Raw genomic sequence first — 24,960 nt, 5'->3', positions numbered from 1 at the left:
CGTGACGCAATCCGGAGATAATGACCGACCACCGGTGCGCCAGGCCAACAAGCGTGGTGCGGCCCGTCTTGCGGCCGTGCAGGCTCTCTACCAGATGGACGTGGCCGGCAGCGGCGTCTTCGAGATCACCGCCGAGTACGAGGCGTTCAGGCTGGGCAAGGAAGTCGATGGCGCGCTTTACCGGGAGGCCGACGCTCAATGGTTTCGCGCCATCCTGGCAGGGGTCGTCGAGAACCAGAAGACCGTCGATCCGATCATCCGTCAGGCACTGACAGAGGACTGGCCACTGTCCAGGCTGGACTCGACACTGCGCGCCATCCTGCGTGCCGGCGTCTATGAACTGATGAAGCGTGACGATGTGCCGGTAGCGGTCATCGTCTCCGAATATGTCGATATAGCCAAGGCATTCTACGAGGAAGACGAGCCGAAGCTCGTCAACGCCGTGCTCGACCGCGTGTCGCGCCGGGTGCGCGGCGAGGGGCGCGGCAAGGACGCCACGTGACAGCTGTCGTTGCCCAAGCGGGCAGGGAAGCACGCCGCACCGCGATCATCCTTGCCGCTTCGCAGGCAATCATTGGTTCAGCCGCCCCCATCGCCATATCCATGGGGGCGCTCGCAGGCCACTATTTGCTCGGTCCCGACAAATCATTGGCGACTGCGCCGATCACCGGCTTCAATCTTGGTGTGGCACTCGGCGCGCTGCCGGCCGCCGCCATCATCCGCAAGCTCGGCCAGCGCAACGGCTTCATGACCGGCACAGTCGTCACCGCGCTCGGCGGGCTGGTCTCGACCGTGGCGCTTTTCCACGGCAGCTTCTGGCTGTTTGCCTTCGGCCTGGCGGTGATTGGCGTTGGTGGCGCCTTCGTGCAGCAGTTCCGCTTTGCCGCCGCCGACAATGCGCCGCCGGAGTTCAAGGCGCGCGCCATCTCCTTCGTGCTTGCCGGTGGCATCATCACCGCTGTTCTCGGGCCGCAGATCGTAATCTTTACCCGCGAGCTGTTTGCACCCGTCATGTTTGCCGGGTCGTTCGCATCCATCCTGGCGCTGGCCGCGGCCGGTGCCGTCATCCTGTCGTTTCTGAGACTGCCCGCCAAGGCGATGCGCAAGGTGGATGTTGCCACCAGCGACGCAAGGCCATTGGTGGAAATCGTCACTCAGCCGCGTTTCGTCGCGGCGCTGTTTTGCGCCGTCGGCAGCTATGCGCTGATGAGCTTCGTCATGACCGGCGCACCTCTGGCCATGGTCGGCTGCGGCCTGTCAGAGGACGCGGCGACGCTGGGCATCTCCTGGCATGTCATGGCGATGTTCGGGCCGAGCTTCTTCACCGGCTCGATGATCCATCGCTTTGGCGCCGAACGCATTGTTGCCACCGGCCTGATCCTGCTCATCGGCTGCGCCGTCGTTGCCTTGTCGGGTCTGGCGCTGTGGCAATTCTGGACGGCGCTGGTCCTGCTTGGCCTTGGTTGGAATTTCGGCTTCATCGGTGCCACCGCCATGGTCGCCGCCAGTTACAGGCCGTCGGAAAAGGGCAAGCTCCAGGGTTTTCACGATTTCGTCTTGTTCGGTTCTGTCGCCTGCGCGTCGCTTATGTCGGGCATGGTCTATAACGCCTGGGGTTGGACCATGCTGAACTGGATGATCTTTCCAGTAACCGCGCTTTGCTTCGTAGCGCTTGGCGCGCTCAGGGCGAACGGCGCGCGCCAACTCGGCTGAAAATCCCGAAGCCTGTGCACAATCAAGCAGCTGCGGCTTTTTTCCGCATCTCCTTTGCTGACATGGTGCTGACAGGAAAGCTTGGGCGGGAATCGCTTTCTTGGGACAAAATTATTGCGCTGGACCCACATCTTATGAAATCCTGTACCCCGACGGGGCGCTGAACCCGTGATCATATGCGCGCCCAGCCGGTCTTCGGTTCACAGCAAGGGATTTCACAATGCGTTCAATCAAACTCCTGGCCAGCGCTGCTCTCGCGCTTGGCTTCGCCGTTGCCTCGGCCAACGCGCAGGTTGTGGTTTCGTCAAAGATCGACACCGAGGGTGGTGTGCTTGGCAACATCATCCAACTGGTGCTTAACGCCAACAACATCAAGACGACCGATCGCATCCAGCTCGGTGGCACGCCGGTGGTGCGCAAGGCGATTACCGCCGGCGAGATCGACATCTATCCGGAATATACCGGCAACGCCGCCTTCTTCTTCCAGAAGGCGGACGATCCGGTTTGGAAGGACGCGGCCAAGGCCTATGAGACGGCCAAGAAGCTCGACTACGATGCCAACAAGATCGTCTGGCTGTCGCCGTCGCCGGCCAACAACACCTGGGCGATCGCGCTGCGCAAGGAAGTTGCGGAAACCAACAAGCTCGCCACGCTGTCTGACTTCGGCAAGTATGTATCGGGCGGCGGCAAGGTCGTCCTGGCGGCGTCCGCCGAGTTCGTCAATTCGGCGGCGGCCCTTCCAGCCTTCCAGACCACTTACGGCTTTGCGCTGAAGCCGGACCAGTTGATCACCCTCTCCGGCGGCGACACGGCCGCGACCATTGCCGCGGCCGCCAACCAGACCAGCGGCGCCAATGCGGCCATGGTCTACGGCACAGATGGCGGTATCGCCCCCTCTGGCCTCGTCGTGCTCGACGACGACAAGGGCGTGCAGCCGGTATACCAGCCTGCGCCGATCATCCGTGAGGCGGTGCTGAAGGACCATCCCGAAATCGAAACGCTGCTGAAGCCGGTTTTCGCCAAGCTCGACCTTGTCACCTTGCAGGATCTCAACGGCCGTGTGCAGGTCGGCGGTGAGCCGGTCAAGGGTGTCGCCGAGGACTTCCTGAAGAAGAACGGCTTCCTGAAGTAGAGCGATTCCGGCGCGTCGCATTCGTGGCGCGCCGGATCGATTGGCGGGGGATGGCTTGGGTATCCGGTTCGACAAGCTTGGCGTGGTCATTGCCGCGATAGCAGCCTACGCCGCCTTCGCGGCACCCTTTGCCACGTTTCGTGCCAATCGTATCGTACCAGGCGCGGCACGCTCGATTATCGAGGCGTTGCCGCCGACGGCAGGGCCGCTGCTGCTGACGGTCATCGTTGTCGCGGTACTCATCGCGCTGTTCAAGACGCCGCTCGTTCCGCGCCTTGCCGCCAGCATCGTGGTGCTTGCCGCGCTCGCGCTGCTGATCGGCGTTGCCGGGAAGTTCCTGACGCCGGCTGGCAATACATTCGCAAGGGTATCGCCTGCCTCGGGCTTCTGGCTGCTCATCTTTGCCTTTACGATTCTGCTGGCCGATGTCCTGACCCGCCTCAACCTCTCGCCCTTGGCCAGGGTTGGCGTGCTCCTCGTTGCCGCGGCGGCGATCGGTCTGCTGTTGGTGTCGGGAAGCTGGGACAGCCTGTCGATCCTCAAGGAATACTTCAACCGCGCCGACAGTTTCTGGGCGGAAGGTTCCAAGCACGTAACACTGGCGCTGGGCTCACTGGCAGCGGCTGTAATCGTAGGCTTGCCGCTTGGTATCCTGTGCCACCGTGTCGAAAAATTGCGGGCCGGCGTGCTCAACGTGCTCAACATCATCCAGACTGTTCCGTCCATCGCCCTCTTCGGCCTACTGATCGGGCCGCTCGGCTGGGTGGCCACGCACGTGCCGGGAGCCGCCGCGCTCGGCATTCGCGGCATTGGTACGGCGCCCGCCTTCGTCGCCTTGTTTCTCTATTCGCTGCTGCCGGTGGTGGCCAACACCGTGGTCGGCCTTGCCGGCGTGCCGCGCGCGGCCAACGACGCGGCGCGTGGCATGGGCATGACTGATCGGCAGCGCCTGTTCGGGGTCGAGTTTCCACTCGCCTTTCCGGTGATCCTGACCGGCATTCGCATCGTGCTGGTGCAGAACATCGGCCTCGCCACCATTGCAGCCCTGATCGGGGGCGGCGGTTTTGGTGTCTTCGTTTTCCAGGGCGTCGGCCAGACGGCGATGGATCTTGTGCTGCTGGGCGCCGTGCCGACGGTCGCCCTTGCCTTCACCGCCGCCATCATCCTCGACGCAGTGATCGAAATGACCGCCACCAAGCGCAGGGTCGAAACCGCATGATCGAGATCGAACACATCACCAAGCGCTACGATGCGACAACGGTGGTCGACGACGTCTCGATGGTGATCGAGCCGCGCACCATCGCCGTCATCGTCGGTACGTCCGGTTCGGGCAAGACGACGCTGCTGCGGATGATCAATCGTCTGGTCGAGCCGACATCGGGCGTCATAAAGCTGGACGGTGCCGACAATCGCTCTGTTCCGGCTTATGAACTGCGCCGGAGCATCGGCTACGCCATCCAGGGCCATGGCCTTTTTCCGCACCGCACCGTGGCGCAGAACATCGCCACCGTGCCCGTCCTGCTCGGCTGGGACAGGGACCGTATCAAGGCCCGCGTCGAAGAATTGATGACCCTCTACCAGCTCGATCCCCAAGAGTTCGGGCCACGTTATCCGCACGAATTGTCAGGCGGTCAGCAACAGCGCGTCGGCGTCGCCCGGGCTCTGGCTGCTGAACCAAATGTGCTTTTGATGGATGAGCCCTTCGGTGCTCTTGACCCGATCATCCGCACCAAGGCGCAGGAGGACCTCCTGGCGATTCAGAAGCGCTTCGGCACCACCATCATTCTCGTCACCCATGACATGGAAGAAGCCGTGCATATGGGCGACAAGATCGCCGTGATGGATGCCGGCAAGCTGGTGCAATACGCCAGTCCGGCGGAGATTCTGGCAAACCCGGCAAGCAGCTTCGTGGAAACGCTGGTTGGCGCCAGTGAGCGCCCGTTCAGGCTGCTGTCCCTGGGGCGCGTGCGTGACGCAGTGGAAAGTGGCCCCGCGGAAGGCGAAGCAATTCCCGGCGATGCCAGCCAGCGCGATGCCCTCGCTGAATTGCTGTGGTCCGGCCGTCCCGCCTTGCCGGTGAAAGGCGCTGATGGCCAGCCGCTTGGTCGCGTCACGGTCGACGGACTGGTAAAGCGCGCGGCGAGGCCGGCATGAAAGCCTGGGTGCCAGCGCTTCTCAGGCTTGTCCTGCTTGTGCTGCTTATTGCCTTCGTGACCAATCCGGGCTGGTTTGAACCGCTGTTAAAGCCGCTGACCGAGAACAATGCGCCGGCGATCTACAACCAGGGCAGTCTGCTGACGCTGACGCTGCTGCATCTGCGCACCGTTCTGATAGCCACCGTGGCGGCGACCATTGTCGCGGTGGCGCTTGCCATCCTGGTCACCAGACCGGCCGGCGCCGAATTCCTGCCGCTGTCGCGCAGTCTGGTCAATATCGGCCAGACCTTTCCGCCTGTGGCGGTGCTGGCACTTGCCGTGCCCGCCGTCGGTTTTGGCGAGACGCCGACGCTGATCGCCCTGTTTCTCTATGGCCTGCTGCCGATCTTCGAGAATGCGCTCACCGGACTGACGACGTTGCCGGCTAGTGTCATTGAAGCGGCTCGCGGCGCTGGCATGACCGGTTGGCAAAGGCTCATCAAGGTCGAACTGCCGCTCAGCGCGCCGATTATCCTCGGTGGCATCAGACTGTCGGTCGTCATCGGTCTTGCCACTGCCACCATCGGCTCGACCGTCGCGGCCAAGACGCTGGGTGAGGTCATCATCGCCGGGCTCTTGTCAAACAACCTCTCCTTCATTCTGCAAGGCGGTCTCATCGTCGCCGCCCTTGCCGTGCTGATCTATGACGGGCTGTCGGCAGTCGAGCGTTACGCGGCGCGGCGCATGGGGCAGGGGACGGAATGACGCGTCTTTTTCACGGATTCGAATCGGCGGGCAGTTAGCCCCTCAGCGGCCTCCGGGCAGCCAAACGCCGGCGTTTTTACGGCAGCGACACGCCGTTCCGGAACGAGCCTATCGCGTCCACCTGGATTCAATCGGTTTGCAAGAACGCATTGCGGCGAAAGCCGGGCAAAAACTGAACAATATCTTGACGGTCGCCAACCTGTTTCGCATACACCGATGCGATGGGTCGGATTCCGCCCGCGGAACCCGGTCTCTGTCTCAACGGCCCAGGGAGGGGTTCTTTTGGGTCATCAATCGAGGAAAATCCGGCAATGACAATTCTTTCCGCCGTCATCGCCTGCGGCCTGCTTTCTGTCCTTTACGCCATCTGGGCGACACGTTCGGTTCTCGCGTCCGATCAGGGCAACGCACGCATGCAGGAAATATCCGCGGCCATCCGCGAAGGAGCGCAAGCCTATCTGGCGCGTCAATACACCACCATCGCCATCGTTGGCGTGGTCGTGCTTCTGCTCGCCTGGTGGCTGCTTTCAATCACCGCCGCTATCGGCTTCCTGATTGGCGCCGTCCTGTCCGGCGCCGCCGGCTTCATCGGCATGCACGTTTCGGTGCGGGCCAATGTCCGCACGGCGCAGGCGGCCTCGAACAGCCTCGCCGCCGGCCTCGACATTGCCTTCAAATCGGGCGCCATCACCGGCATGCTGGTGGCCGGTCTCGCATTGCTCGGCGTCTCGATCTATTATCTGGTGCTCACGCATTTCATGGGCCTGCAGCCCAACGATCGCATCGTTATCGACTCTCTGGTTTCGCTTGGCTTTGGGGCTTCGCTGATCTCGATCTTCGCCCGTCTGGGCGGCGGTATCTTCACCAAGGGCGCGGACGTCGGTGGCGACCTTGTCGGCAAGGTCGAAGCCGGTATTCCTGAAGACGATCCGCGCAATCCGGCCACCATCGCAGACAATGTCGGCGACAATGTCGGCGACTGCGCCGGTATGGCCGCGGACCTGTTCGAGACCTACGCGGTGACCGTCGTCGCTACCATGGTTCTCGGCGCCATCTTCTTCGGTGGCACCGCCATTCTCGGTGCCGTGATGCTGTATCCGCTCGCTATCTGCGGCGCCTGCATCATCACCTCGATCATTGGCACTTTCTTCGTCAAGCTTGGCGCCAATGGCTCGATCATGGGCGCTCTCTACAAGGGCCTGATCGTCACGGGTCTGTTGTCCATCGTCGGCCTGGGTGTCGCCACCTCGGCCACCGTGGGCTGGGGCGAGATCGGCGTCGTCGCAGGCATGTCGATCACCGGCAAGAACCTGTTCATCTGCGGCCTGCTCGGCCTCGTGGTGACCGGTTTGATCGTCGTGATCACCGAATATTATACCGGCACCGGCAAGCGCCCGGTGAACTCCATCGCACAGGCGTCGGTGACCGGTCACGGCACCAACGTCATCCAGGGGCTGGCTGTCTCGCTGGAATCGACGGCACTGCCGGCGATCGTCATCGTCGGCGGCATCATCTCGACCTACCAACTCGCCGGTCTCTACGGAACGGCGATCGCGGTCACCACCATGCTTGGCCTCGCCGGCATGATCGTCGCGCTCGACGCCTTCGGTCCGGTCACGGACAATGCCGGCGGTATCGCCGAAATGGCCGGCTTGCCCAAGGAAGTGCGTCATTCGACCGACGCGCTCGACGCGGTCGGCAACACCACCAAGGCGGTGACCAAGGGCTATGCCATCGGTTCGGCCGGCCTCGGCGCGCTGGTGCTGTTCGCGGCCTATTCGAACGACCTGAAGTATTTTGCCGCCAATGGCGACAAATATCCCTATTTCCACGGCATGGGCGACGTCTCTTTCGACCTCTCCAACCCGTACGTTGTCGCCGGCCTGATCTTTGGCGGCCTGATCCCGTATCTGTTCGGCGGCATCGCCATGACTGCGGTCGGCCGCGCGGCGGGGGCCATCGTCGAAGAGGTGCGCAGGCAGTTCCGCGAGGATCCTGGCATCATGGCAGGCACGTCCAAGCCGAACTACGCGCGGGCTGTCGACCTGCTGACCAAGGCGGCGATCCGGGAAATGATCATCCCGTCGCTGCTGCCGGTGCTGGCGCCGCTCGTCGTCTATTTCGGCGTGTTGCTGATATCGGGCTCGAAAGCTTCCGCCTTCGCCGCGCTCGGTGCTTCGCTGCTCGGCGTCATCGTCAATGGCCTGTTCGTCGCCATTTCGATGACTTCCGGCGGCGGTGCCTGGGACAATGCCAAGAAGTCGTTCGAGGACGGCTTTGTGGACAAGGACGGCGTCAAGCATCTCAAGGGCTCGGAAGCGCACAAGGCTTCCGTGACCGGTGATACGGTCGGTGATCCCTACAAGGATACCGCTGGTCCGGCGGTCAACCCGGCGATCAAGATCACCAACATCGTGGCGCTCCTGCTTCTGGCCGTGCTCGCGCACGGCGCCTGATCCGACAAGGATTTCAATGACAAACCCGTGGGGAGCGATTCCCACGGGTTTTCCATTTCCAGGCAATCCGACGCTCCAGCCGCGGGGTCCGGACGCCGCGCGTGTCGTTTGTTACCCTGCAGGGTCTTTCCGTTCTCCGCGACTACGGTAGATCGCCAACAGACTGTCCACACCCGGATCCCGTTCAGGCATCGGAGGCAGGCCGCGTATCTCTCGCAGCCTGGGGACAAAGGCGCCACGTCCGTATTTGCGGCGAAACTCGATCGATCTTGGATGAATGCCGACCGCGGCCCAAAGCCTGCGCTTGAGATAGCTGGATCTCTTCAGCCGAGCGGGAACCTCGGCTGCGGCAAGAATTTTGACGCGCAGGTCGTCCGGCATCCGCATGCCGTCGATGAGCTCCTCCTGTTCCATTGCCGTGTCTTCGACATAGCTGCCACTGCGTTGGCCGGAGAAAATGCTGAGCACGCTCAGGTGCGGCATGGTCGCGATCACGGCTCCCTTTCGCCAGGCGCGGAAGAGCCAGTCCTGCGAACTTTCGCACGAGCATTCGCTGGCAGGGCGCCATGGGCCGAGCCGACCCAGCGATGCCCGCCTGACCATCTGTGCTGACCCGTATCCCGCCGTGACGACCGGATCGTACAAACCGTTCTTGCCCATTCCGTAGATCAGGGTCTTGAGCGGATCGCCTTTCATCCGCGTAGGCTGGATGATGGCACCGAGAGCGATGACGACATCGGCGCCGGTGGCATCGATCCAGCCGGTCATCGCGGCGAGATGGTCGGGGAACCAGAGATCGTCATGGTTGAGCAAAGCAACGAATCGGCCGCGCGCCCGGGCAAGTCCGATGTTGTTTGGTCCGGATTGTTCACCGAAATTCACGGGGAGATCGATATAGCCGATGCGATCATCGTTGAATTCAGAGATTACGGCGGCGGTGTCTGGCCGGCAGCAATCGCCGATGACCAGAACCTCCCAGTCCTGAAGGGTCTGGGCCACCACGCTTCTAAGAGCTTGCCGCAGGGCTGCGGGACGGTTGTGCGTGGCGATCACGACCGACACAAGCGGCTCGCCGGGATTGGCCTGAGCGACGTACCAGGGCCGCGTCAAGGCTTACACCAGTTTGTATGGAATGAGGTCCGTGTCCGGAGGCAGTCGCCAGTGATCCGGGTCTTCGAAAGCATAGGCCTTGTCGACCAGATTTAGCAGGAGGGCGGTCTCGGGCCCGAGCGCGGTGACGCCATGCCATACACCGGGCGGAATGACGACGATCGCCGGGCGTAGTGGGCCGACTATCTTGTGCCAGAGCGCACCAAAACTGGGCGAAGCCTTTCTTCCGTCGTAAAGCGATATGCGAACGCTGCCGGCGCAGCAGAAAAGCCTGTCCAGGGTCACCGCATGCGCGTGCCATCCGGTCACGGATCCCGGGTAGAGTGTGCGCTGGAACACTTGGCCAACCGGCAGAGTATCCAGCTCCCATTCCCCTCGAAAGATCTCCGTCAGATAGCCGGTGGAGGTTGCAACCGATCTGATCTCCTTGACCTGAACGCCGTCTATTTCCGGAGCGTCGATCGCCATCCAATCAGGCGTGACGGTCTGCCGGTCAGGCGTCCCAGTCGCCATCCATCCTTGCGGTTCCTTGCGGTTTTCGTGGCTCATTAGGGCTCCCCAGCCGTTGCGCGGCGTTGATACGAGTTTGCCCGTTGGCTGGCAAGTCAGGCACTGCGTCGGACATACGGGGCTGTTGGCAAAAACAAAAACCCGCGGGATTGCTCCCGCGGGTTCTTGTTTGCCTGAGATGTTAATGCCTCAGAGCCTAAAGATCAGCGAGGGCCGGCGTCGCCGCCGGCGCCAGGAATACCGGGCGCCAGCTTGCTGGCGCCGTTCATGATCTGGCTCAGGAAGTTCTGATCCTTGCCACCGGTCGGCGTCGTGCGTGAGATGAAGTCGAAGATCTTGCCGTCCTTCATGCCGTAATTGGCAATCTGGGTGACGCGACCGTCCGCGCCGAAATAGACCGCCAGAATATGCTGATCGATAAGGCGTGGCTTGTCGAACGCGACATAGCGTTTGCGTGTCTGGGAAATGTAATAGAAGGCTTCGTTGTCGAACGTCGCGCTTGTCGAGGGCGTGCCGAGGGCCAGAAGCACCTGCTCTCGGCTGGAGCCGACCGGCACCAGATCGATGGACTGCTGGTCTATCACGTACCCTTGGGTGAACGTCTCGCTCGGGCTCAGGTCGCCGACCATCTTGGACGAATTGCATGCGGACAACGCCGACACGGCAACCAGCAGCGAAATCACACCGACAGGACCGGACGAAAAGTTCGACTTGAATTTCAGCGCGCCCAACAACAACTCCCTCAAATCGCCGCAACTTGCGCTGGGCCGCAAAACCGGTAAACCAGCTTGCTCGCCGATGCAACAAGGCCACTTCAACAAACGGTCCCGGGAGACCATCCCCAATGTTCCAGCGCCTTTTTGGCCGCGAACGCAAAGCCAACCGCGCCATCACCGAGGCGCTCTACGCACAAATCGTGGCGGCGGCGCGGCAAACTGTGTTTTATTCCGACTGGAATGTGCCTGACACTCCGCTCGGCCGTTTCGAGATGCTTTCCCTGCATATGTTCCTCTTCCAGCACCGGCTGCGCGGCGAGGGCGGCGCCGCGGCGGAGGTGGCGCAAGTGCTGATCGATGAGTTCTTCCTGGATGTCGACCATTCGCTGAGGGAACTGGGGATTGGCGATGTCGGCGTGCCGAAGCGCATGAAAAAGCTGGCGAAAATGTTCTATGGCCGCACGACCGCCTATGACGACGCGCTTGAACGTGAAGACCGTGACGCGCTTGCCGCAGCCCTTGCGCGCAATGTCAGGCCCGATTCCGATGCCTGGCCTGAAGCATCCCGACTGGCAGGCTATGTTGTTGAAGCCAGCAAGGGACTGAGGGCCCAAAAGTCCGAATCGATTGTTTCAGGGACGGTGGCGTTTCCCGTGGCGAGCACGGGCTGAAAGGTGAATCGATGAAACATTCAGACCCGCGAAGCCCCGTCTCTTTCGTGGCAAATGTCGGCCGCCTGCCGCAAAAGGGGTTGCCGGTTGTCATCGAGACCGATGTCGCCCAACGCGCCGCGTTGGCTGAAGAGCACGAACTGCTTTCAGTCGAGAAGTATCGCGCCGATCTCCTTGTCGCTCCGTGGAAGCGCAATGGTGTGAAAGTCACTGGCCGTGTCGAAGCCGACATCACCCAGGCCTGCATCGTTACCCTCGACCCGGTTGAAGCGCATATCGACGAAGAGATCGAAGCCCTGTTCCTGCCGGAGGCGTCAAAGCTCGGGCGGCAGGGGTTTGAAGGCGGCGGCGAAATTCTTCTCGATGCCGACGGACCGGACAGCCCGGAGACTTTCTCAGGTGACACGATCGATGTCGGCGCTCTCGCCGAGCAGTTCTTTGGACTTGCGATCGACCCTTATCCGCGCAAGCAAGGCGCGTCGGTCGAAGCGAAAGACGAAGCCGGATCCGCGGAGAACGAATTTCAGCAAAAGCTCCGATCCCTGTTGGGAAAAACCTGAAACGCGACCCGAACAGAGAAAAGTCGGTTGTGTGAAAGCCCAAAACCGCTATTTTCGCCAAACCTTGGCGACCGCCCAGCAAACCGTGAGATGAATACCGCGTGATCAGGATTTCCATCGATGCCATGGGCGGCGATCACGGACCAGCCGTGGTCATCCCGGCGCTCATGACGGTTGCAACTCGCCGCCCCGACATCCGCTTCGTCATCTACGGTCGCGAGGAACAGGTTCGCCCGGAACTCGCCAAATATCCGAAGCTTGCTGAAATCAGCGAGTTCTTCCATTGCGAGATATCGGTCCGGATGGACGACAAGCCGAGCCAGGCGCTCCGCCATGGCCGCTGGAAGTCGTCGATGTGGAAGGCGATCGAGGCCGTGAAGTCGGGCACGGCGGATGCCTGCATCTCGGCCGGCAATACCGGCGCGCTGATGGCGATGTCGAAATTCTGCCTGCGCACCATGGCAACGATCGACCGCCCTGCCATCGCGGCGATCTGGCCGACCGTGCGCGGCGAGAGCGTGGTGCTGGATGTCGGCGCGACCATCGGCGCCGACGCGCATCAGCTTATCGACTTCGCCATCCTCGGCACTGGCATGGCGCGCTCGATTTTCGGCATCGAGAGGCCGACGGTCGGCCTGCTCAATGTCGGCGTCGAGGAAATCAAGGGCCAGGAGGAGGTCAAGGAAGCCGGGCGCATGCTGCGCGAGGCCAATATGGCCTCCATGCGTTATCACGGTTTCGTCGAGGGGGATGATATCGGCAAGGGAACCGTCGACGTTGTGGTGACGGAAGGCTTTGCCGGCAATATCGCGCTGAAGACGGCGGAAGGCACGGCGAGGCAGATCGCCGGCTACCTGCGCGCCGCGATGAGCCGCACGCTGATGGCCAAGATCGGTTATGTCTTCGCCAAGGGCGCCTTCGACCGGCTGCGCGAGAAAATGGATGTCGGCCGTTCCAACGGCGGCGTTTTCCTCGGGCTGAACGGCATCGTGGTGAAAAGCCACGGCGGAGCGGATTCTGACGGCTTTGCGGCGGCAATAGAACTTGGATACGACATGGTGCGCAACAATCTGCTTGATCGCATCGAGGCGGACCTCGATCTGTTCCATGCGCGCAATCCGCATGCCCAGACCAACAGGAAATCCGACGTCGACGACGACGCTAAGGAATAGGAAAGAGCTTTGATAAGATCAGTCGTGCGTGGCATCGGTGCCGCGCTGCCCCGCCGCATCATGAAGAATGCCGACTTTGAAGGCATGGTCGAGACCTCCGATGAGTGGATCGCCCAGCGCACCGGCATCCGCCAGCGCCACATCGCCGGAGATGACGAGACGACAGCTTCGCTGGGCGAGGCGGCGGCGCGCGCGGCACTGGACAATGCCGGCCTGACACCAGCCGACATCGACCTGATAGTGCTGGCGACCTCGACGCCCAACAACACCTTCCCGGCGACCGCCGTCGAAATCCAGAACCGGCTTGGCATGCATCATGGCTTTGCCTTCGACATGCAGGCGGTGTGTTCGGGGTTTGTCTATGCCGTGACGACCGCGGACCTCTATATCCGAGGCGGCTTGGCCAAACGGGTGCTGGTAATCGGCTCCGAGACGTTTTCGCGCATCCTCGACTGGAACGATCGCTCGACCTGCGTCCTCTTCGGCGACGGCGCCGGAGCGCTGGTGCTCGAGGCAGGCGAGGGGACCGGCAACATCGCCGACCATGGCGTCCTGGCGGCCAGCCTGCGGTCGGACGGAGCCCACAAGGACAAGCTGTTCGTTGATGGCGGCCCCTCCACGACCGGCACGGTCGGGCATCTGAGGATGGAAGGCCGGGAGGTTTTCAAGCATGCGGTCGGCATGATCACCGACGTCATTGAAGCGACATTCTCGGCTGCCGGGATCACCGCCGAGGATCTGGACTGGTTTGTGCCGCATCAGGCCAATAAACGAATTATTGACGCTTCGGCCAAGAAGCTCGGGATAGCCGAGCAAAAGGTCGTGGTGACCGTCGATTTGCACGGTAACACCTCGGCTGCTTCGGTGCCGCTGGCGCTTTCGGTGGCCGTCGCCGACGGTCGCATCAAGAAGGGCGATCTCGTGCTGCTTGAGGCAATGGGCGGCGGCTTTACCTGGGGCGCGGTTCTGGTTCGCTGGTAAGTGCCGAACGGTCCGGTTTCGGTCCTTGACCTTGCCGGATCAATTACTTAGGCTCTGCCGTTGTTGTGCCGATTTTGTGTTTGAGCTGATGGGACGGTCGCATGGGGGGAAAGACACTTACGCGCGCCGACCTTGCCGAGGCCGTGTACAGAAAGGTAGGCTTGTCGCGCACTGAATCGGCCGAACTCGTCGAGGCGGTTCTGGACGAAATCTGCGAGGCGATCGTTCGCGGCGAGACGGTGAAACTCTCATCTTTTGCGACGTTCCACGTCCGTTCCAAGAACGAGCGTATCGGACGCAATCCGAAGACTGGCGAGGAGGTGCCTATCCTGCCGCGCCGGGTGATGACCTTCAAGTCGTCGAATGTGTTGAAGAGCAGAATCCTGCGTTCCCATCAGAGCAGCAAGACCAAGGCTGGTAAATAGTCGTCTAATAGGCGTTGAAAACCGGCCCTGCCATGATGCCGGGCTTGAATATTGCTCCACAAACCGCTGAAATAACGCTCGATTCGGCATCGTGGCCGGATCGCCGTCCAGCGTGAGGATTCGCCCATGGACAAGAGCCCCGACGCCTTCCGCACCATCAGTGAGGTCGCCGAAGATCTCGATTTGCCGCAGCATGTGCTGCGTTTTTGGGAAACACGTTTCAACCAGATCAAGCCAATGAAGCGCGGCGGCGGCCGCCGCTATTACCGGCCGCAGGATGTCGAGCTGATCAAGGGCATCCGCCATATGCTTTACGATCAGGGATATACGATCAAGGGCGTGCAGAAGCTGCTGCGGGAGAACGGCAATCAGTTTCTGGTCGCGATAGGCAATGGTGACATGGCCGCCGTCGAGGCGATTTCGCAGCGGCGGCAAGCCGATGCCGTGCCGCTGACGCCGGCGGCACAACCGCGCGGAACCGACGATGAGATGCTGGTCGGACAACCCAAGGTAAAGCCCAGCCGCCGGTTTTTCGGCTTGGGCAAGACCGACGAGGACGGTCCGGTCATGCCGGGAGCATCGAAGCTTTCGCGCGACAACCGCGCCTTGCTGCAGGAAGCGCTGTTCGACCTGCTGGAATGCAAGCGGTTGCTCGACCAGGTGCGCTGACCGCCGCTAGGCGCTTTAAAGCCTAGAAACTGGAACCCGCCTAGGGGTGACGCGTTACGTTTCCTTCTGCAAGACATCGTTCAGCAAGACAAGGAAACGCATGATGGCATCATTCTCTACCCTTTCGGACATCGACCTCGAAAAACAGGTAGCGGCTCTCTCGAAAGAACTCGCGACGTTGCGCAAGGCAGTCTCGAAGCGGGGTGGCGCATATTACGAAGATGGTCGTGATGCCGCGCTCGACACCTATTCCGATCTTGCCGGGCGCCTGCGGGATGCCATGCCGGCAATCCGCAGGCAGGGCAGGGTGATCGAGAAATCAGCCCGCGACCATCCGACAGCCGCCGCTGCGGTTGGGCTCGTGGTGCTCGGTCTGGCCGCCAGCCTTCTGTTCAGCCGGCGCTGATCTGGGCAAAAAATCCAGGAAAGAAAATGGCGGCTCGCCCTTCGGGGCGTAGCCGCCATCAACATTTACATCAGCGGTTCCAACAGGCATTTGGTCCGGAGCGCCCTGGCATAAAGTCCTGCGGCGCCGCGATGGTTTCGGCGCATGTAGTGGGAGCGTTCGATGCGCCAGCGCCGTCCGAGTTCCAGCGCAATGTCGGGGTTGGACCAGCTGCCGTAGCCCGATCCAGAGTAAACGACGATCTCACCTGCAAAGAGGCAATGGTCAGTGACGAGGAAGTCCACGCGAATATAATCGAGATCCCCCGCGAGACGTGGCGCTGTGGCAATCGCCTCGCGGACGTAGTCTATAAGCCGCGCACTGACAGGCATCGATTGATCTTCGCGCGGGTAATCCGAATCGCGGCCTGGCAGAGGATTCGCATTCCGGTCGAATAGATGCGAACGCCCGGCCACCTTGTCTTCGACCCACGCATGGCAGACGACGCCGCCGCAAATATAGACCTTGATGTCGGTGGCGATCGTTCCGCCGCTCAGAGGTAGCTTTTCCTCCACCAGAATCGTCGGCCTGATAGGCCAATAAGCCCACTCGCCATCGCGTCGCCCGTACGTCTTGCCGAGCCAGCGCCTCGTCTTGCGCAGTATCGTAGCGCGATCAGGTTCGCCGCCTGACACGAAGATGTTCATGGCGCAGCCATGATTGACCTTGATTATCACGTCGTCACTGAAGAGAGCCGAGGGAATATCGGCGGGGTCGTGGCCGCTCCAGAGCGTAGCCGGGAGCTTCAGATCCGGACAGACTTCCTGGATGTGGGCCTTGGCCGCCAGCTTGTCGGTGAGGGTCACGAACAGCGGGTTGTGGTCTATGATTTTTCGCCACAGCATTCGTTCGTGATAGGTTTCAGGCGCGGCCGGATTGGGCCAATAGCCCACGCGTTTGACGAAACGCAACATCAGCATTGGATGTCGGATAGTCAGCCATATGCGCGCGACAACCAGGACAGCGCGGTTCGTCCACGAAATATCGGCCTTGGCCGTCATCAGAGATACCTTGGGCTTACGGGCTCCGCTTGATCCGGGGCGGGACCGGTCAGCGATATCTCTTTCGCCGTATAGATATTTGCCTTGGCCCAGAAGGCCCTGTGACAGATACCCATGGCTCCAGGCAAGGTCGGCGCTTGCGCCTAGTACGATATAAGCTCTAACTCACGATGAGCGGAAGCTACCGTGGCCCATTTTTGACATACCGCGCTTGCGCGACGGCAACCACAAGAAGACCGCCTTTAGCCAAAAAGACCAAAGTCAGTCTTCTTGTTGGCGAGCGGTAGGCTTAGGCCTTCTTCATCATCATCTTCTTGTGGTGATGATGATGGTAGTGATGGTGATGGTGGTGATGACGGTGGTGATGACGATGATGCTTATGCATAGGAGCCGCATCGGCGCTGGTTGCGCCGACAACCGGCACCAGGGCGATTGCAGCAGCGAGCCCGAGGGCAGAGATGAGAGACTTTTTCATGGATCGTTTCCTTTTTCGCAGGCCGTTTTTGAAGCAGGTCGGTGACCTGACCGCCGCGAAAATCATTATCGCCCTCGAATTTTTCGACAGTGTTTCCCGACTGTAGAATTTTGTTTCTGGATTATGTCTGGGGCGGCTGAACCGGCGTCGCGCTCGCGAACGACCATCACGTCGCACAAATGTGATCGTTGATCACTTCCAAGCTCAGTAGCTCGAACAGTCCCGTCGAGCGTCTTTCGAAGCCTTCGTTTCATATCGCATCTCGACGGTGAGTGATCAACTGGAGATACAAAATCCTGCCCGTGGCTTTCATGAAGCATGCCATTGCGACGCCGTCCCTGAAATAACAATGACGTATACCGCACGAGAGCCGCTGCCGGAGTTGCCCGCGCATTGCTAATGGCTATGATCGAACAGCCGTGAGTCTGGGAGGAATGATCAGGCATGAAATACCTTTTGCTGATCATCCCTTGTGTGCTGAGCGTGTGGGTTCCGCTCTACAACAGCGTCGAGCCGACCCTGGCGGGAATTCCCTTCTTCTTCTGGTTTCTGCTGGCTCTGATTCCGGTATCGTCAATCTTCATTTGGGCGGCATCGAAGGTCGGAGGGGACGACGCATGATCGATCATCTCAACTGGACCGCGACGGCCGTCTTTGTCTTCTTCTTTGCCGTCGTGACGGTCATTGGCTTCGTTGCAGCTCGCTGGAAATCCGGCAATCTCGATGAACTGCATGAATGGGGTCTTGGCGGCCGGCGCTTCGGCGCGTGGATCACCTGGTTCCTGCTCGGCGGCGACCTCTATACAGCCTATACGGTCATCGCTGTGCCGGCGCTTGTCTATGCGATCGGCGCTTACGGCTTTTTTGCCGTGCCTTATACGATCCTGATCTATCCCTTCATCTTCCTGACGATGCCGCGCCTGTGGAACGTGGCCCGCGAGAAGGGTTACATCACCGGTGCTGATTTCGTCTTCGGACGGTATGGCAACAAGGGCCTGGAACTCGCGATCGCCTTCACCGGCATACTGGCGACCATGCCCTATATCGCCCTGCAACTCGTCGGTATGGAAAAGGTCATCCAGGCTCTGGGGTTCCAGGGCGAGGGGGTGATGTCTCATCTTCCATTGACGATCGCGTTCGTCATCCTGGCGCTCTACACCTACAAGAGCGGTCTGCGCGCGCCTGCCATGATTGCCTTCGTCAAGGACATCATGATCTACGTCTTCGTCATCGCGGCGGTGGTGATCATCCCGGCGAAGCTCGGAGGCTACGGCGCGGTCTTCGACGCGGCCGCCAAGGCCTATGCGGGCAAACCCAATCAGGGGCTTACCTTGTCGCCGTCACAGGTGGGACCGTTCATAACGCTCGCCATCGGGTCGGCGATGGCGTTGTTCATGTATCCGCATTCGCTGACCGGCGTGCTTTCGGCGTCGGGCCCCAAGGCGATACGACGCAATGCCATGACACTGCCGGCCTATTCGCTGCTGCTCGGCCTTATCGCGCTGATGGGCTTGATGGCGCACGCTGCGGGCGTGGAAGTCGCCAACCCGCAGGATGCGATCCCTCAACTGCTGCTGAAGATGTTCCCGGACTGGTTCGCGGGCTTCTGCTTCGCGGCAATCGCCATCGGTGCCCTGGTGCCGGCCGCGGTGATGTCGATCGGCGCGGCCAATACGTTCACGCGCAATGTCTGGCGGCCGTTCGTCAACCCCGCAATGTCGCCTCTGCAGGAATCGCAACTCGCCAAGCTGATGTCGCTGATCGTCAAGGTCGGCGCCCTTGCGGTGATCATCTTCATGCCGACGAAGTTCGCGCTCGACCTGCAGCTACTCGGCGGCGTCTGGATGATCCAGATATTCCCGGCCGTGATCTTTGGCCTCTACACGCGCTGGTACAGCGGGGAGGCGCTGCTTGCTGGCTGGGTCGTCGGGTTCGGCCTGGGCTCTTATCTGTCGTGGGGCCCGACCGCGTGGGTGCCGACATCGACGATCCTTGGTTATGGCGCGTATAATGGTGTCATCGCCGTGATCGCCAACATCGCGGTTGCGACCGTGCTGTCATTCGTGTTGCGGCCCAAGGTCGAAGGCGACATCAGAAACGCTGATTTCCGGGATGCACGCGGCGCTGCCTGAGGTTCGGGAGCCACTCTCCGGACCGTGGCCCGCCATCACTCCGTTTTGGTTTCGGTCGATTGCGGCCACTGCAACAGTGCGGCGCGACCGCTGTCGGTGATGTCATACACGCCGTGTTCAGCGCGGACGAACCAGCCATAGACATTGCGGCGAAGGATCTTCACGACATTCGGCATGGTTGGCTTGAGGTCGCGCGGACGTCTTGGGCCCTCGGTCATCGCCGCCGCGCATGCCAGCGCCTCCTGGCGATACGCGGTCATGATCGGTTTGCGCGTGCTGCCCCCGGCGGCCGGGTCGCCGCGGCGCCGCTGGTGCTCGTCGACAAGGCGCGAGCGACGGCGCGGATCCTTGCGCGGCGGCAAGGCGGCCGGGCTGAGCAGCACCTCGACCTGGTCACGGCCGGTGACGCCCAGCAACCCGAATCCCAGGCGACGACAGAGATTGCGAAACCGCGCATCGTTCTCACGGCCCTTGCCGCGCGCCGACATGCGGGCGGCAAGCCATACCTCGTCGCTCGCGCCAGCGCGATCGACGCCCTGCAGCACGAGTTCGAGATTGAACTGCAGCTTCAGTTCGCAAATGACCACGACCGGCGGCTCGCCTTCGCGCAGCCCGACCATGTCGCAGCCGCCGATCTCGCCCTTCACGGCAAAGCCGAGATCCTCGAGGAAAAGTTTCACCGGAGCATAGAGCGAGGTTTCGTTCGTCACGACAGCTTGCTGGATCGCCTCAAAAATCCGAATCGGGTTTAGACCACGATACAGCAAGCCGGCCCAAAATTCGGCACCGGTCGTGGAATCCGAAGTGGCACCGGGTCGATTACATTGGCGGAACGATGCCGTTGTTGCCGACCACGACACGAGTGGAGGTCAACGTGCCGCCGCCGTCGCGCTCGGCGTTGACGAATATGACCGCGCCGGGCTTGAGGTCTTCCGGAGTTGCCGGCGCGAAGGTGACGATCGGTGTTGTCGGCGGAATCGCGATCTGCTTTTTCTGGCCGTTGTCGTAAGTCAGCGTTACGGACCGACCGTTGATGTCGGTGACATCAGCGACCGTGCCGTTGGTCATGCGGCTGTTGGGTTGCAGATCCCACGGACGGTCGCCTTCACCGGCCCCTTTCATCGCGGCCGGAAAGACCACGACTTCGAGCGCGCCGCTGCCGCCATCGGCCTTGGAAACCGATGCGATGCCGAGGAAATCGCCCTGCTTGATGTCCTGTGCCGATGCTTTGGCGACGCCAGATATTTTCCAGCCGCTCGCCATTTTCACCGTATCGGTCGTGCCTTCCCGGGTTTTGACCGTCAGTGTCGCGCCGTCGAAGCTGACGACGCTCCCGCGCAGGCGCACCGCATCCGCCGCCTGGGCCAGGCTGATCCCGGCAAGTGTCGCGCTTGTAACGACCGCGCCGAGCACGAATCTCTTGAAGTCCATTGCATTCATCCTTCGAAATGGCTGGCTCGGTTCGAGCTGAAACGCCAGCGACAGTCGCTTAACGAACGAGCGACGCAAACCGTCCGGCAAATCGGCGATGGGCCATTCAAAAGAACTTGATTGGCGTGTACCGCGAGCAACCGGTCGCCATGCAATGCAGATCTTATTTTTGAAATCGGACTTCGGGGGCAAGTCCTGTTTTAAATGGTCGGAGTGGCCGGATTCGAACCGACGACCCCTTGACCCCCAGTCAAGTGCGCTACCGGGCTGCGCTACACTCCGGACCGGTCGCGATGTATCGTGATAACCCTGTTCGGGTCAACCCGAATTCGGCAGCTGAATCATGATCCCGAGACGGGCAACATCTTTTCTGGAAAGATTGCAATCAAGCAAAAGGATGGAGGCCTGTTGCGATCACATCGGAAAGCGCATCAGGCTTGATGCACGGATGAGATTGCTCTTGCCGACTGGTGTTGCGGCGTCGGGCTCAACTCCCGCTGGTGGCGATACTCCAGCGCGATCGCGCCCCAGACGAGCCCGAGCAGCAGGTAGAGATGGCGCCAGTGGTCGATGTCGATGAAGGTGCCGAGCCCGATATTGCCGATGAACGCGACGTAGGCACACAGGAGGTAGGGTTGCCATGGCCTGTCGCGCAACAGGATGCGGAAGCCGGCCGCGATCGTCCACAGCGTCAGCGTCAGGAATGAGACGAAGCCGAGCCAGCCATAATCCATCAACGCCTTGAGCCAGATGTCGTGGGTGTCTTCGCCGAAGATCGTGCCGAAGACGAGCGGGCCGATGCCCAGCGGATGTTCCAGCGCCATCTGGAAGCCGATCGTATAGCGCGCAAAACGGCCGAGGCGGGCGGTGTCGTAGCTTTGCTCTAGATGGGCGCGATTGGAGAACATCTCCGACACGCCTGGCAGTTGCAGGATGACGATGATGGCGATGACCAGCAGCGACAGCGCCGCGATCGTCATCACCACGACCCGCAGCCGGAACATGCCGCTCGCGCTCTGCAGGAACAGGCAGCCGGTCAGCAGCACCGCCGACACCGCGAACATGCCCCACGCGCCGCGCGAGAACGAAAAGAAGATGCCGGCCGTGATGACCAGCAAAGGCATCGCCAGCAGGGGCATTCGCGAGATCGGGCCGGTCAGCAGCAGATAGAGCAGGTAGATACCGGGCAGCACCAGGAACGGGCCGAACACGTTCGGATCCTGGAAGGCGCCGGCGGCACGGTCGTATTTAGTGAACAGCTCGGCGCCTGGAAAGGCGTGGAAGTAGCCGGCAATGCCGAGCAGCGACGTGATCACCGCCGCGATCACGTAGGCACGGAAAATCAGTTGGTAGCGGCCGGGGTCAACCGCGCTCACCGAGGCGTAGAACACGGCCGTAAAGGCGAGAAACAGCGATACGCAAAGATAGAGAGGCGTATTCGCCAGGTCCGACATCTGTGTCATCGAGATCATGCCACCGATGTTCATCATCACCAGCAGCACCAGCATAGGCAGCACGGCGCGCGATATACGCAGGCCGAACAGAGCCCAGATGGCGATCAGGCCGGCCATGTAGAGTTCGTAGGGTGCCGGTTCGCGGATGACGAAACCCGACAGGAACACGCCGAAGAAAAGCGCGCCGGACGAGATCAGCGCAATCAGCTTGGCGTTGACCGCGGCTGGCGGCAACTCATGGGCAATCGCGCTCAATAGGCGTTTTCCGTGTTGAGCAGCCGGATCGGCGTCAGGAACAGAATCTTCAGATCGAACAGCAGCGACCAGTTTTCGATGTAATAGAGGTCGTACTCAGTCCGCATCCGGATTTTTTCGTTCGTGTCCATTTCGCCGCGCCAGCCATTGATCTGCGCCCAGCCGGTGACGCCGGGCTTGACCTTGTGGCGGGCGAAATAACCGTCGACCACCTCATTGTAGAGAAGATTGTGCGATTGCGCGGCGATGGCGTGCGGGCGTGGACCGACCAGCGACAGCGAGCCCAGCAGCGAATTGAAGAACTGCGGCAGTTCGTCGATCGAGGTCTTGCGGATGAAACGGCCGACGCGGGTGACGCGCGGATCGTTCTTGGTCACAGTCTGCTTGGCGGTCGGGTCGGCCTTGTCCGTGTACATCGAACGGAATTTGTAGACCTCGATGATCTCGTTGTTGAAGCCGTGCCGCTTCTGGCGGAACAGCACCGGCCCCTTGCTGTCGAGCTTGATGGCGATGGCCGTCGCCAGCATCACGGGCGAAAAGACGATGATGCCGACGATCGAGAAGACGATGTCGAAGGCGCGCTTGGCGACAGAATCCCAATCGTTGATAGGCTTGTCGAAAATGTCGAGCATCGGCACCGAACCGATGTAGGAATAGGCGCGCGGGCGGAATTGCAGCGCGTTGGAATGCGCCGACAACCGGATGTCGACCGGCAGCACCCACAGTTTCTTCAACAGCTGCAGGACGCGCGATTCGGCGGTCAGCGGCAGCGAGACGATCAGCATGTCGATACGCGCGATGCGGGCGAACTCGATGAGTTCGGAGATCGTGCCAAGCTTGGGATAACCTGCGACGATCGGCGGCGAGCGCTTGTCGCTACGATCGTCGAAGATGCCGCAGATGCGGATATCGTTGTAGGGCTGCTTCTCGACGGAGCGGATCAGCACTTCTGCCGCCTTGCCGCCGCCGACGATGACGGCGCGGCGCTCCATCCGGCCATCCCGCGCCCAGCGTCGTATCAGCTTCGACATCACCAGCCTGAGGCCGAAGACGAGGATGAAGCCGACGACGAACCAGGTGCCAAACAGCAGGCGCGAATAATCGCCGGACATCTTCATGGCGAAGGCCGTCAACGCCATCAGGGCGAATGTGCCGGCCCAGACCAGCAGAATGCGGCCGAAATTGGCGATCGGCCGCATCAGCGAAACGACCTGGTAGCAGTCTGTGACGTCAAGCAGCACGACGGCGAGGAAGGAAGCGGCGGCGATCGTCAGCGGATATTGCCAGGCGAGATAGTTGAAGAAGCCGACAAGGTAGAAGTAGACGCAGAGGCCCGAGAGAAACAGCAGCGCGAATTCAACCATGCGCAGCACGCCGCTGACCATGATCGGCGACATGGTGTCACGCCGGTATTGCGATGCAACCTGACGGGCGACATCGTTCATGCCGCCGGGCTTGTCTGCCTCGGGAGGGGCGTCGAATTTGCGCACCGCATCCAACGAGAAGCGGCGCGCGGGATCGATCTCGTTCATGGGGCTATCCGCGAGCTTCCCTCGGGTGAATATCAAAAGAGAGCTAAGAAACCCTTGAAACAACCGTTGGCTTTGGACAAGGTTAGCGTTTCAGTGCCAGGAAGTAGGCTTTCTCGATTTCGGCCGCCATCACGTCGGCACCGAAACGCGCCTTCAATTCGGCGGTAGCCGGCATGAGACTGATGTAAGCATCCGGATTGGCGAGCGCCTCGCGCATTTTGAGACTGAGTTCGTCAGGGTCGGGCCGGATCAGGGCAGGGGAGCTGGCGCCGAATATCTCTGGAATGCCGCCGACGGCGGTGGCGATCATCGGTTTTCCCGCGGCGAGCGTCTCCAGAACGATGTAGGGCATTGCCTCGGCGCGAGACGGAACGACCACAAGTCCCGCCAATGCAAACGCGTCTCTGGCCGGCATCGGTGGCAGGAATCGGACGTGACCTTCGAGCCCCAGCCGCCTTACCTGGCTATGGTAGCGTGGCAGGTCGTCGCCGTCGCCAACCATCACCGCCGTCAGGGCGCGGCCAAGACGGGACGTGGCGTCGGCTAGGGCGTCAATGAAGATGTCTGGGCCCTTGAGGTCGCGCATCATGCCGATGTATAGCAGGTCGGCGGCGCCGGCCGTCGTCACCACGGGCTCGAACTCGGCCGCGCGCAGGCCGTTGTAGACCAAGGCGTTGGGGATCGGCGGTTCGCCTACCTTTCTGCGATAGGTTTGTCTCTCGTAGTCGGAGACAAAGAGCAGGGTGTCCGTGAAGCGCGCCATGAAACGCTCGAGCGCGAAGAACAGCTTTCCGGTGGTCGTGTGTTCGTCATAGTGGAGTGAACCGCCATGCGGCGAATAAAGGCGGGCTACGCGAGACCTTGATACCCGCAACAATGAGCCGAACAGGCGGGCATAGGCGCCACCCTTGGCGCCGTGCCCGTGAAGCACGTCCGGCCGCAATTCCTTGATGATCCTGTAGGTGCGCCAGGCCGAGGCTAGGTCGCCGGGGCCGACATGGCGCTGCATGGGCGTGCGATGAATGCCGAGCGCCAGGCTGTCTCTCATGCGATCGAACAGCCGCTCCTCGAATTCGCCGCCCGTCGTCGAATCGCAGACGATGCCGACCGAATGTCCGGCCATGACCTGCGCTTCGGTCAGGTCGCGCACATGCCGGAAAATTCCTCCGACGGGTGAGCGAAAGCAATGGACGATCCTGAGCTTGTCAGCCACGTGGGTT

General features: G+C 61.4%; 26 protein-coding genes and 1 tRNA gene. 16 read left to right on the top strand and 11 right to left on the bottom strand.

The annotated features are described in order from the left end of the window. Position 1: 1 nt before the first annotated feature. The 7 genes from nusB to ACO07C_RS07060 all read left to right on the top strand — a co-directional run bounded on the left by nusB (position 2) and on the right by ACO07C_RS07060 (position 8,201). Positions 2 to 502 carry a transcription antitermination factor NusB gene (gene nusB, locus ACO07C_RS07090; RefSeq protein ID WP_421913477.1) on the top strand — a complete coding sequence of 167 codons (501 nt, stop codon included), beginning with the start codon at positions 2 to 4 and terminating at the stop codon, positions 500 to 502. Then, positions 499 to 1,713: an MFS transporter gene (locus ACO07C_RS07085; protein ID WP_421913476.1), complete on the top strand. Its 1,215-nt coding sequence runs from the start codon at positions 499 to 501 to the stop codon at positions 1,711 to 1,713. Before nusB ends, ACO07C_RS07085 begins: the two co-directional genes overlap by 4 nt. Positions 1,714 to 1,933: 220 nt before the next feature. Next, complete coding sequence (osmF, locus tag ACO07C_RS07080; protein ID WP_421913475.1) at positions 1,934 to 2,845, top strand: glycine betaine ABC transporter substrate-binding protein OsmF; 912 nt, start codon at positions 1,934 to 1,936, stop codon at positions 2,843 to 2,845. Positions 2,846 to 2,900: 55 nt separating this feature from the next. Continuing rightward, a complete protein-coding gene (locus tag ACO07C_RS07075) occupies positions 2,901 to 4,064 on the top strand; it encodes an ABC transporter permease (protein WP_421913474.1) in 1,164 nt (387 codons plus the stop codon). Beyond that, positions 4,061 to 4,999: an ABC transporter ATP-binding protein gene (locus tag ACO07C_RS07070; protein WP_421913473.1), complete on the top strand. Its 939-nt coding sequence runs from the start codon at positions 4,061 to 4,063 to the stop codon at positions 4,997 to 4,999. The genes ACO07C_RS07075 and ACO07C_RS07070 overlap by 4 nt, the downstream gene beginning before the upstream one ends. Next, a complete protein-coding gene (locus ACO07C_RS07065) occupies positions 4,996 to 5,745 on the top strand; it encodes an ABC transporter permease (RefSeq protein WP_421913472.1) in 750 nt (249 codons plus the stop codon). Before ACO07C_RS07070 ends, ACO07C_RS07065 begins: the two co-directional genes overlap by 4 nt. A 311-nt stretch (positions 5,746 to 6,056) precedes the next feature. Next, a complete protein-coding gene (locus ACO07C_RS07060) occupies positions 6,057 to 8,201 on the top strand; it encodes a sodium-translocating pyrophosphatase (RefSeq protein WP_421913471.1) in 2,145 nt (714 codons plus the stop codon). Positions 8,202 to 8,312: 111 nt separating this feature from the next. Here ACO07C_RS07060 and ACO07C_RS07055 read toward each other — a convergent pair whose 3' ends face one another. From ACO07C_RS07055 to ACO07C_RS07045, 3 genes are all read right to left on the bottom strand, one after another. Then, positions 8,313 to 9,263 (bottom strand): glycosyltransferase family 2 protein, encoded by a 951-nt coding sequence (locus tag ACO07C_RS07055; RefSeq protein ID WP_421913470.1) that lies wholly within the window; start codon positions 9,261 to 9,263, stop codon positions 8,313 to 8,315. 51 nt (positions 9,264 to 9,314) lie between these two features. Further along, positions 9,315 to 9,860: a dTDP-4-dehydrorhamnose 3,5-epimerase gene (locus ACO07C_RS07050; protein ID WP_421913469.1), complete on the bottom strand. Its 546-nt coding sequence runs from the start codon at positions 9,858 to 9,860 to the stop codon at positions 9,315 to 9,317. Positions 9,861 to 10,024: 164 nt separating this feature from the next. After that, positions 10,025 to 10,552 carry an outer membrane protein assembly factor BamE gene (locus ACO07C_RS07045; protein WP_421917452.1) on the bottom strand — a complete coding sequence of 176 codons (528 nt, stop codon included), beginning with the start codon at positions 10,550 to 10,552 and terminating at the stop codon, positions 10,025 to 10,027. A gap of 113 nt (positions 10,553 to 10,665) precedes the next feature. Here ACO07C_RS07045 and ACO07C_RS07040 point away from each other — a divergent pair, with 113 nt between their 5' ends. The 7 genes from ACO07C_RS07040 to ACO07C_RS07010 all read left to right on the top strand — a co-directional run bounded on the left by ACO07C_RS07040 (position 10,666) and on the right by ACO07C_RS07010 (position 15,421). Next, complete coding sequence (locus tag ACO07C_RS07040; protein ID WP_421913468.1) at positions 10,666 to 11,208, top strand: ubiquinol-cytochrome C chaperone family protein; 543 nt, start codon at positions 10,666 to 10,668, stop codon at positions 11,206 to 11,208. A gap of 11 nt (positions 11,209 to 11,219) precedes the next feature. Then, positions 11,220 to 11,768, top strand: coding sequence for a YceD family protein (locus ACO07C_RS07035; RefSeq protein WP_421913467.1), 549 nt, complete (start codon positions 11,220 to 11,222; stop codon positions 11,766 to 11,768). Positions 11,769 to 11,869: 101 nt separating this feature from the next. Further along, positions 11,870 to 12,940, top strand: coding sequence for a phosphate acyltransferase PlsX (gene plsX, locus ACO07C_RS07030; protein WP_421913466.1), 1,071 nt, complete (start codon positions 11,870 to 11,872; stop codon positions 12,938 to 12,940). Positions 12,941 to 12,949: 9 nt separating this feature from the next. Next, complete coding sequence (locus tag ACO07C_RS07025; protein ID WP_421913465.1) at positions 12,950 to 13,921, top strand: beta-ketoacyl-ACP synthase III; 972 nt, start codon at positions 12,950 to 12,952, stop codon at positions 13,919 to 13,921. Positions 13,922 to 14,022: 101 nt separating this feature from the next. Further along, the gene (locus tag ACO07C_RS07020) at positions 14,023 to 14,346 is read left to right on the top strand and encodes an integration host factor subunit alpha (RefSeq protein ID WP_227347996.1); all 324 of its coding nucleotides are present in this window, start codon (positions 14,023 to 14,025) and stop codon (positions 14,344 to 14,346) included. 126 nt (positions 14,347 to 14,472) lie between these two features. Beyond that, entirely contained in the window at positions 14,473 to 15,015 is a 543-nt protein-coding gene (locus tag ACO07C_RS07015; RefSeq protein WP_421913464.1) for a MerR family transcriptional regulator, read from the top strand. A gap of 103 nt (positions 15,016 to 15,118) precedes the next feature. Then, the gene (locus ACO07C_RS07010; RefSeq protein WP_421913463.1) at positions 15,119 to 15,421 is read left to right on the top strand and encodes a hypothetical protein; all 303 of its coding nucleotides are present in this window, start codon (positions 15,119 to 15,121) and stop codon (positions 15,419 to 15,421) included. Positions 15,422 to 15,486: 65 nt separating this feature from the next. Here ACO07C_RS07010 and ACO07C_RS07005 read toward each other — a convergent pair whose 3' ends face one another. Then, a complete protein-coding gene (locus ACO07C_RS07005; protein ID WP_421913462.1) occupies positions 15,487 to 16,461 on the bottom strand; it encodes an ATP-grasp fold amidoligase family protein in 975 nt (324 codons plus the stop codon). Positions 16,462 to 16,750: 289 nt separating this feature from the next. After that, on the bottom strand, positions 16,751 to 16,936 hold the full coding sequence (locus ACO07C_RS07000; protein ID WP_421913461.1) for a hypothetical protein: 186 nt from the start codon (positions 16,934 to 16,936) through the stop codon (positions 16,751 to 16,753). Positions 16,937 to 17,380: 444 nt separating this feature from the next. On the opposite strand from ACO07C_RS07000, the gene ACO07C_RS06995 reads away from it, so the two are divergent. Together ACO07C_RS06995 and mctP are read left to right on the top strand one after the other, a co-directional pair. After that, entirely contained in the window at positions 17,381 to 17,557 is a 177-nt protein-coding gene (locus ACO07C_RS06995; protein ID WP_421913460.1) for a DUF3311 domain-containing protein, read from the top strand. Then, positions 17,554 to 19,068, top strand: a complete 1,515-nt coding sequence (gene mctP, locus ACO07C_RS06990; RefSeq protein WP_421913459.1) for a monocarboxylate uptake permease MctP — start codon at positions 17,554 to 17,556, stop codon at positions 19,066 to 19,068. The genes ACO07C_RS06995 and mctP overlap by 4 nt, the downstream gene beginning before the upstream one ends. 35 nt (positions 19,069 to 19,103) lie before the next feature. Here mctP and ACO07C_RS06985 read toward each other — a convergent pair whose 3' ends face one another. The 6 genes from ACO07C_RS06985 to ACO07C_RS06960 all read right to left on the bottom strand — a co-directional run bounded on the left by ACO07C_RS06985 (position 19,104) and on the right by ACO07C_RS06960 (position 24,953). Then, complete coding sequence (locus tag ACO07C_RS06985) at positions 19,104 to 19,778, bottom strand: DUF2161 domain-containing phosphodiesterase (protein ID WP_421917451.1); 675 nt, start codon at positions 19,776 to 19,778, stop codon at positions 19,104 to 19,106. Positions 19,779 to 19,887: 109 nt separating this feature from the next. Further along, a complete protein-coding gene (locus tag ACO07C_RS06980; RefSeq protein ID WP_421917450.1) occupies positions 19,888 to 20,499 on the bottom strand; it encodes a hypothetical protein in 612 nt (203 codons plus the stop codon). Positions 20,500 to 20,704: 205 nt separating this feature from the next. Next, positions 20,705 to 20,781, bottom strand: a tRNA-Pro gene (locus ACO07C_RS06975). 149 nt (positions 20,782 to 20,930) lie between these two features. Next, positions 20,931 to 22,208: an O-antigen ligase family protein gene (locus ACO07C_RS06970; protein ID WP_421913458.1), complete on the bottom strand. Its 1,278-nt coding sequence runs from the start codon at positions 22,206 to 22,208 to the stop codon at positions 20,931 to 20,933. Beyond that, the gene (locus tag ACO07C_RS06965; RefSeq protein ID WP_421913456.1) at positions 22,205 to 23,740 is read right to left on the bottom strand and encodes an undecaprenyl-phosphate glucose phosphotransferase; all 1,536 of its coding nucleotides are present in this window, start codon (positions 23,738 to 23,740) and stop codon (positions 22,205 to 22,207) included. Before ACO07C_RS06965 ends, ACO07C_RS06970 begins: the two co-directional genes overlap by 4 nt. Positions 23,741 to 23,822: 82 nt before the next feature. Next, positions 23,823 to 24,953, bottom strand: a complete 1,131-nt coding sequence (locus ACO07C_RS06960; RefSeq protein WP_421913454.1) for a glycosyltransferase family 4 protein — start codon at positions 24,951 to 24,953, stop codon at positions 23,823 to 23,825. Between the last annotated feature and the right edge of the window lie 7 nt (positions 24,954 to 24,960).

The organism is Mesorhizobium sp. (assembly GCF_965229135.1).
Lineage (GTDB): Bacteria > Pseudomonadota > Alphaproteobacteria > Rhizobiales > Rhizobiaceae > Mesorhizobium.
This window is presented reverse-complemented; position numbering and strand designations above follow the sequence as displayed.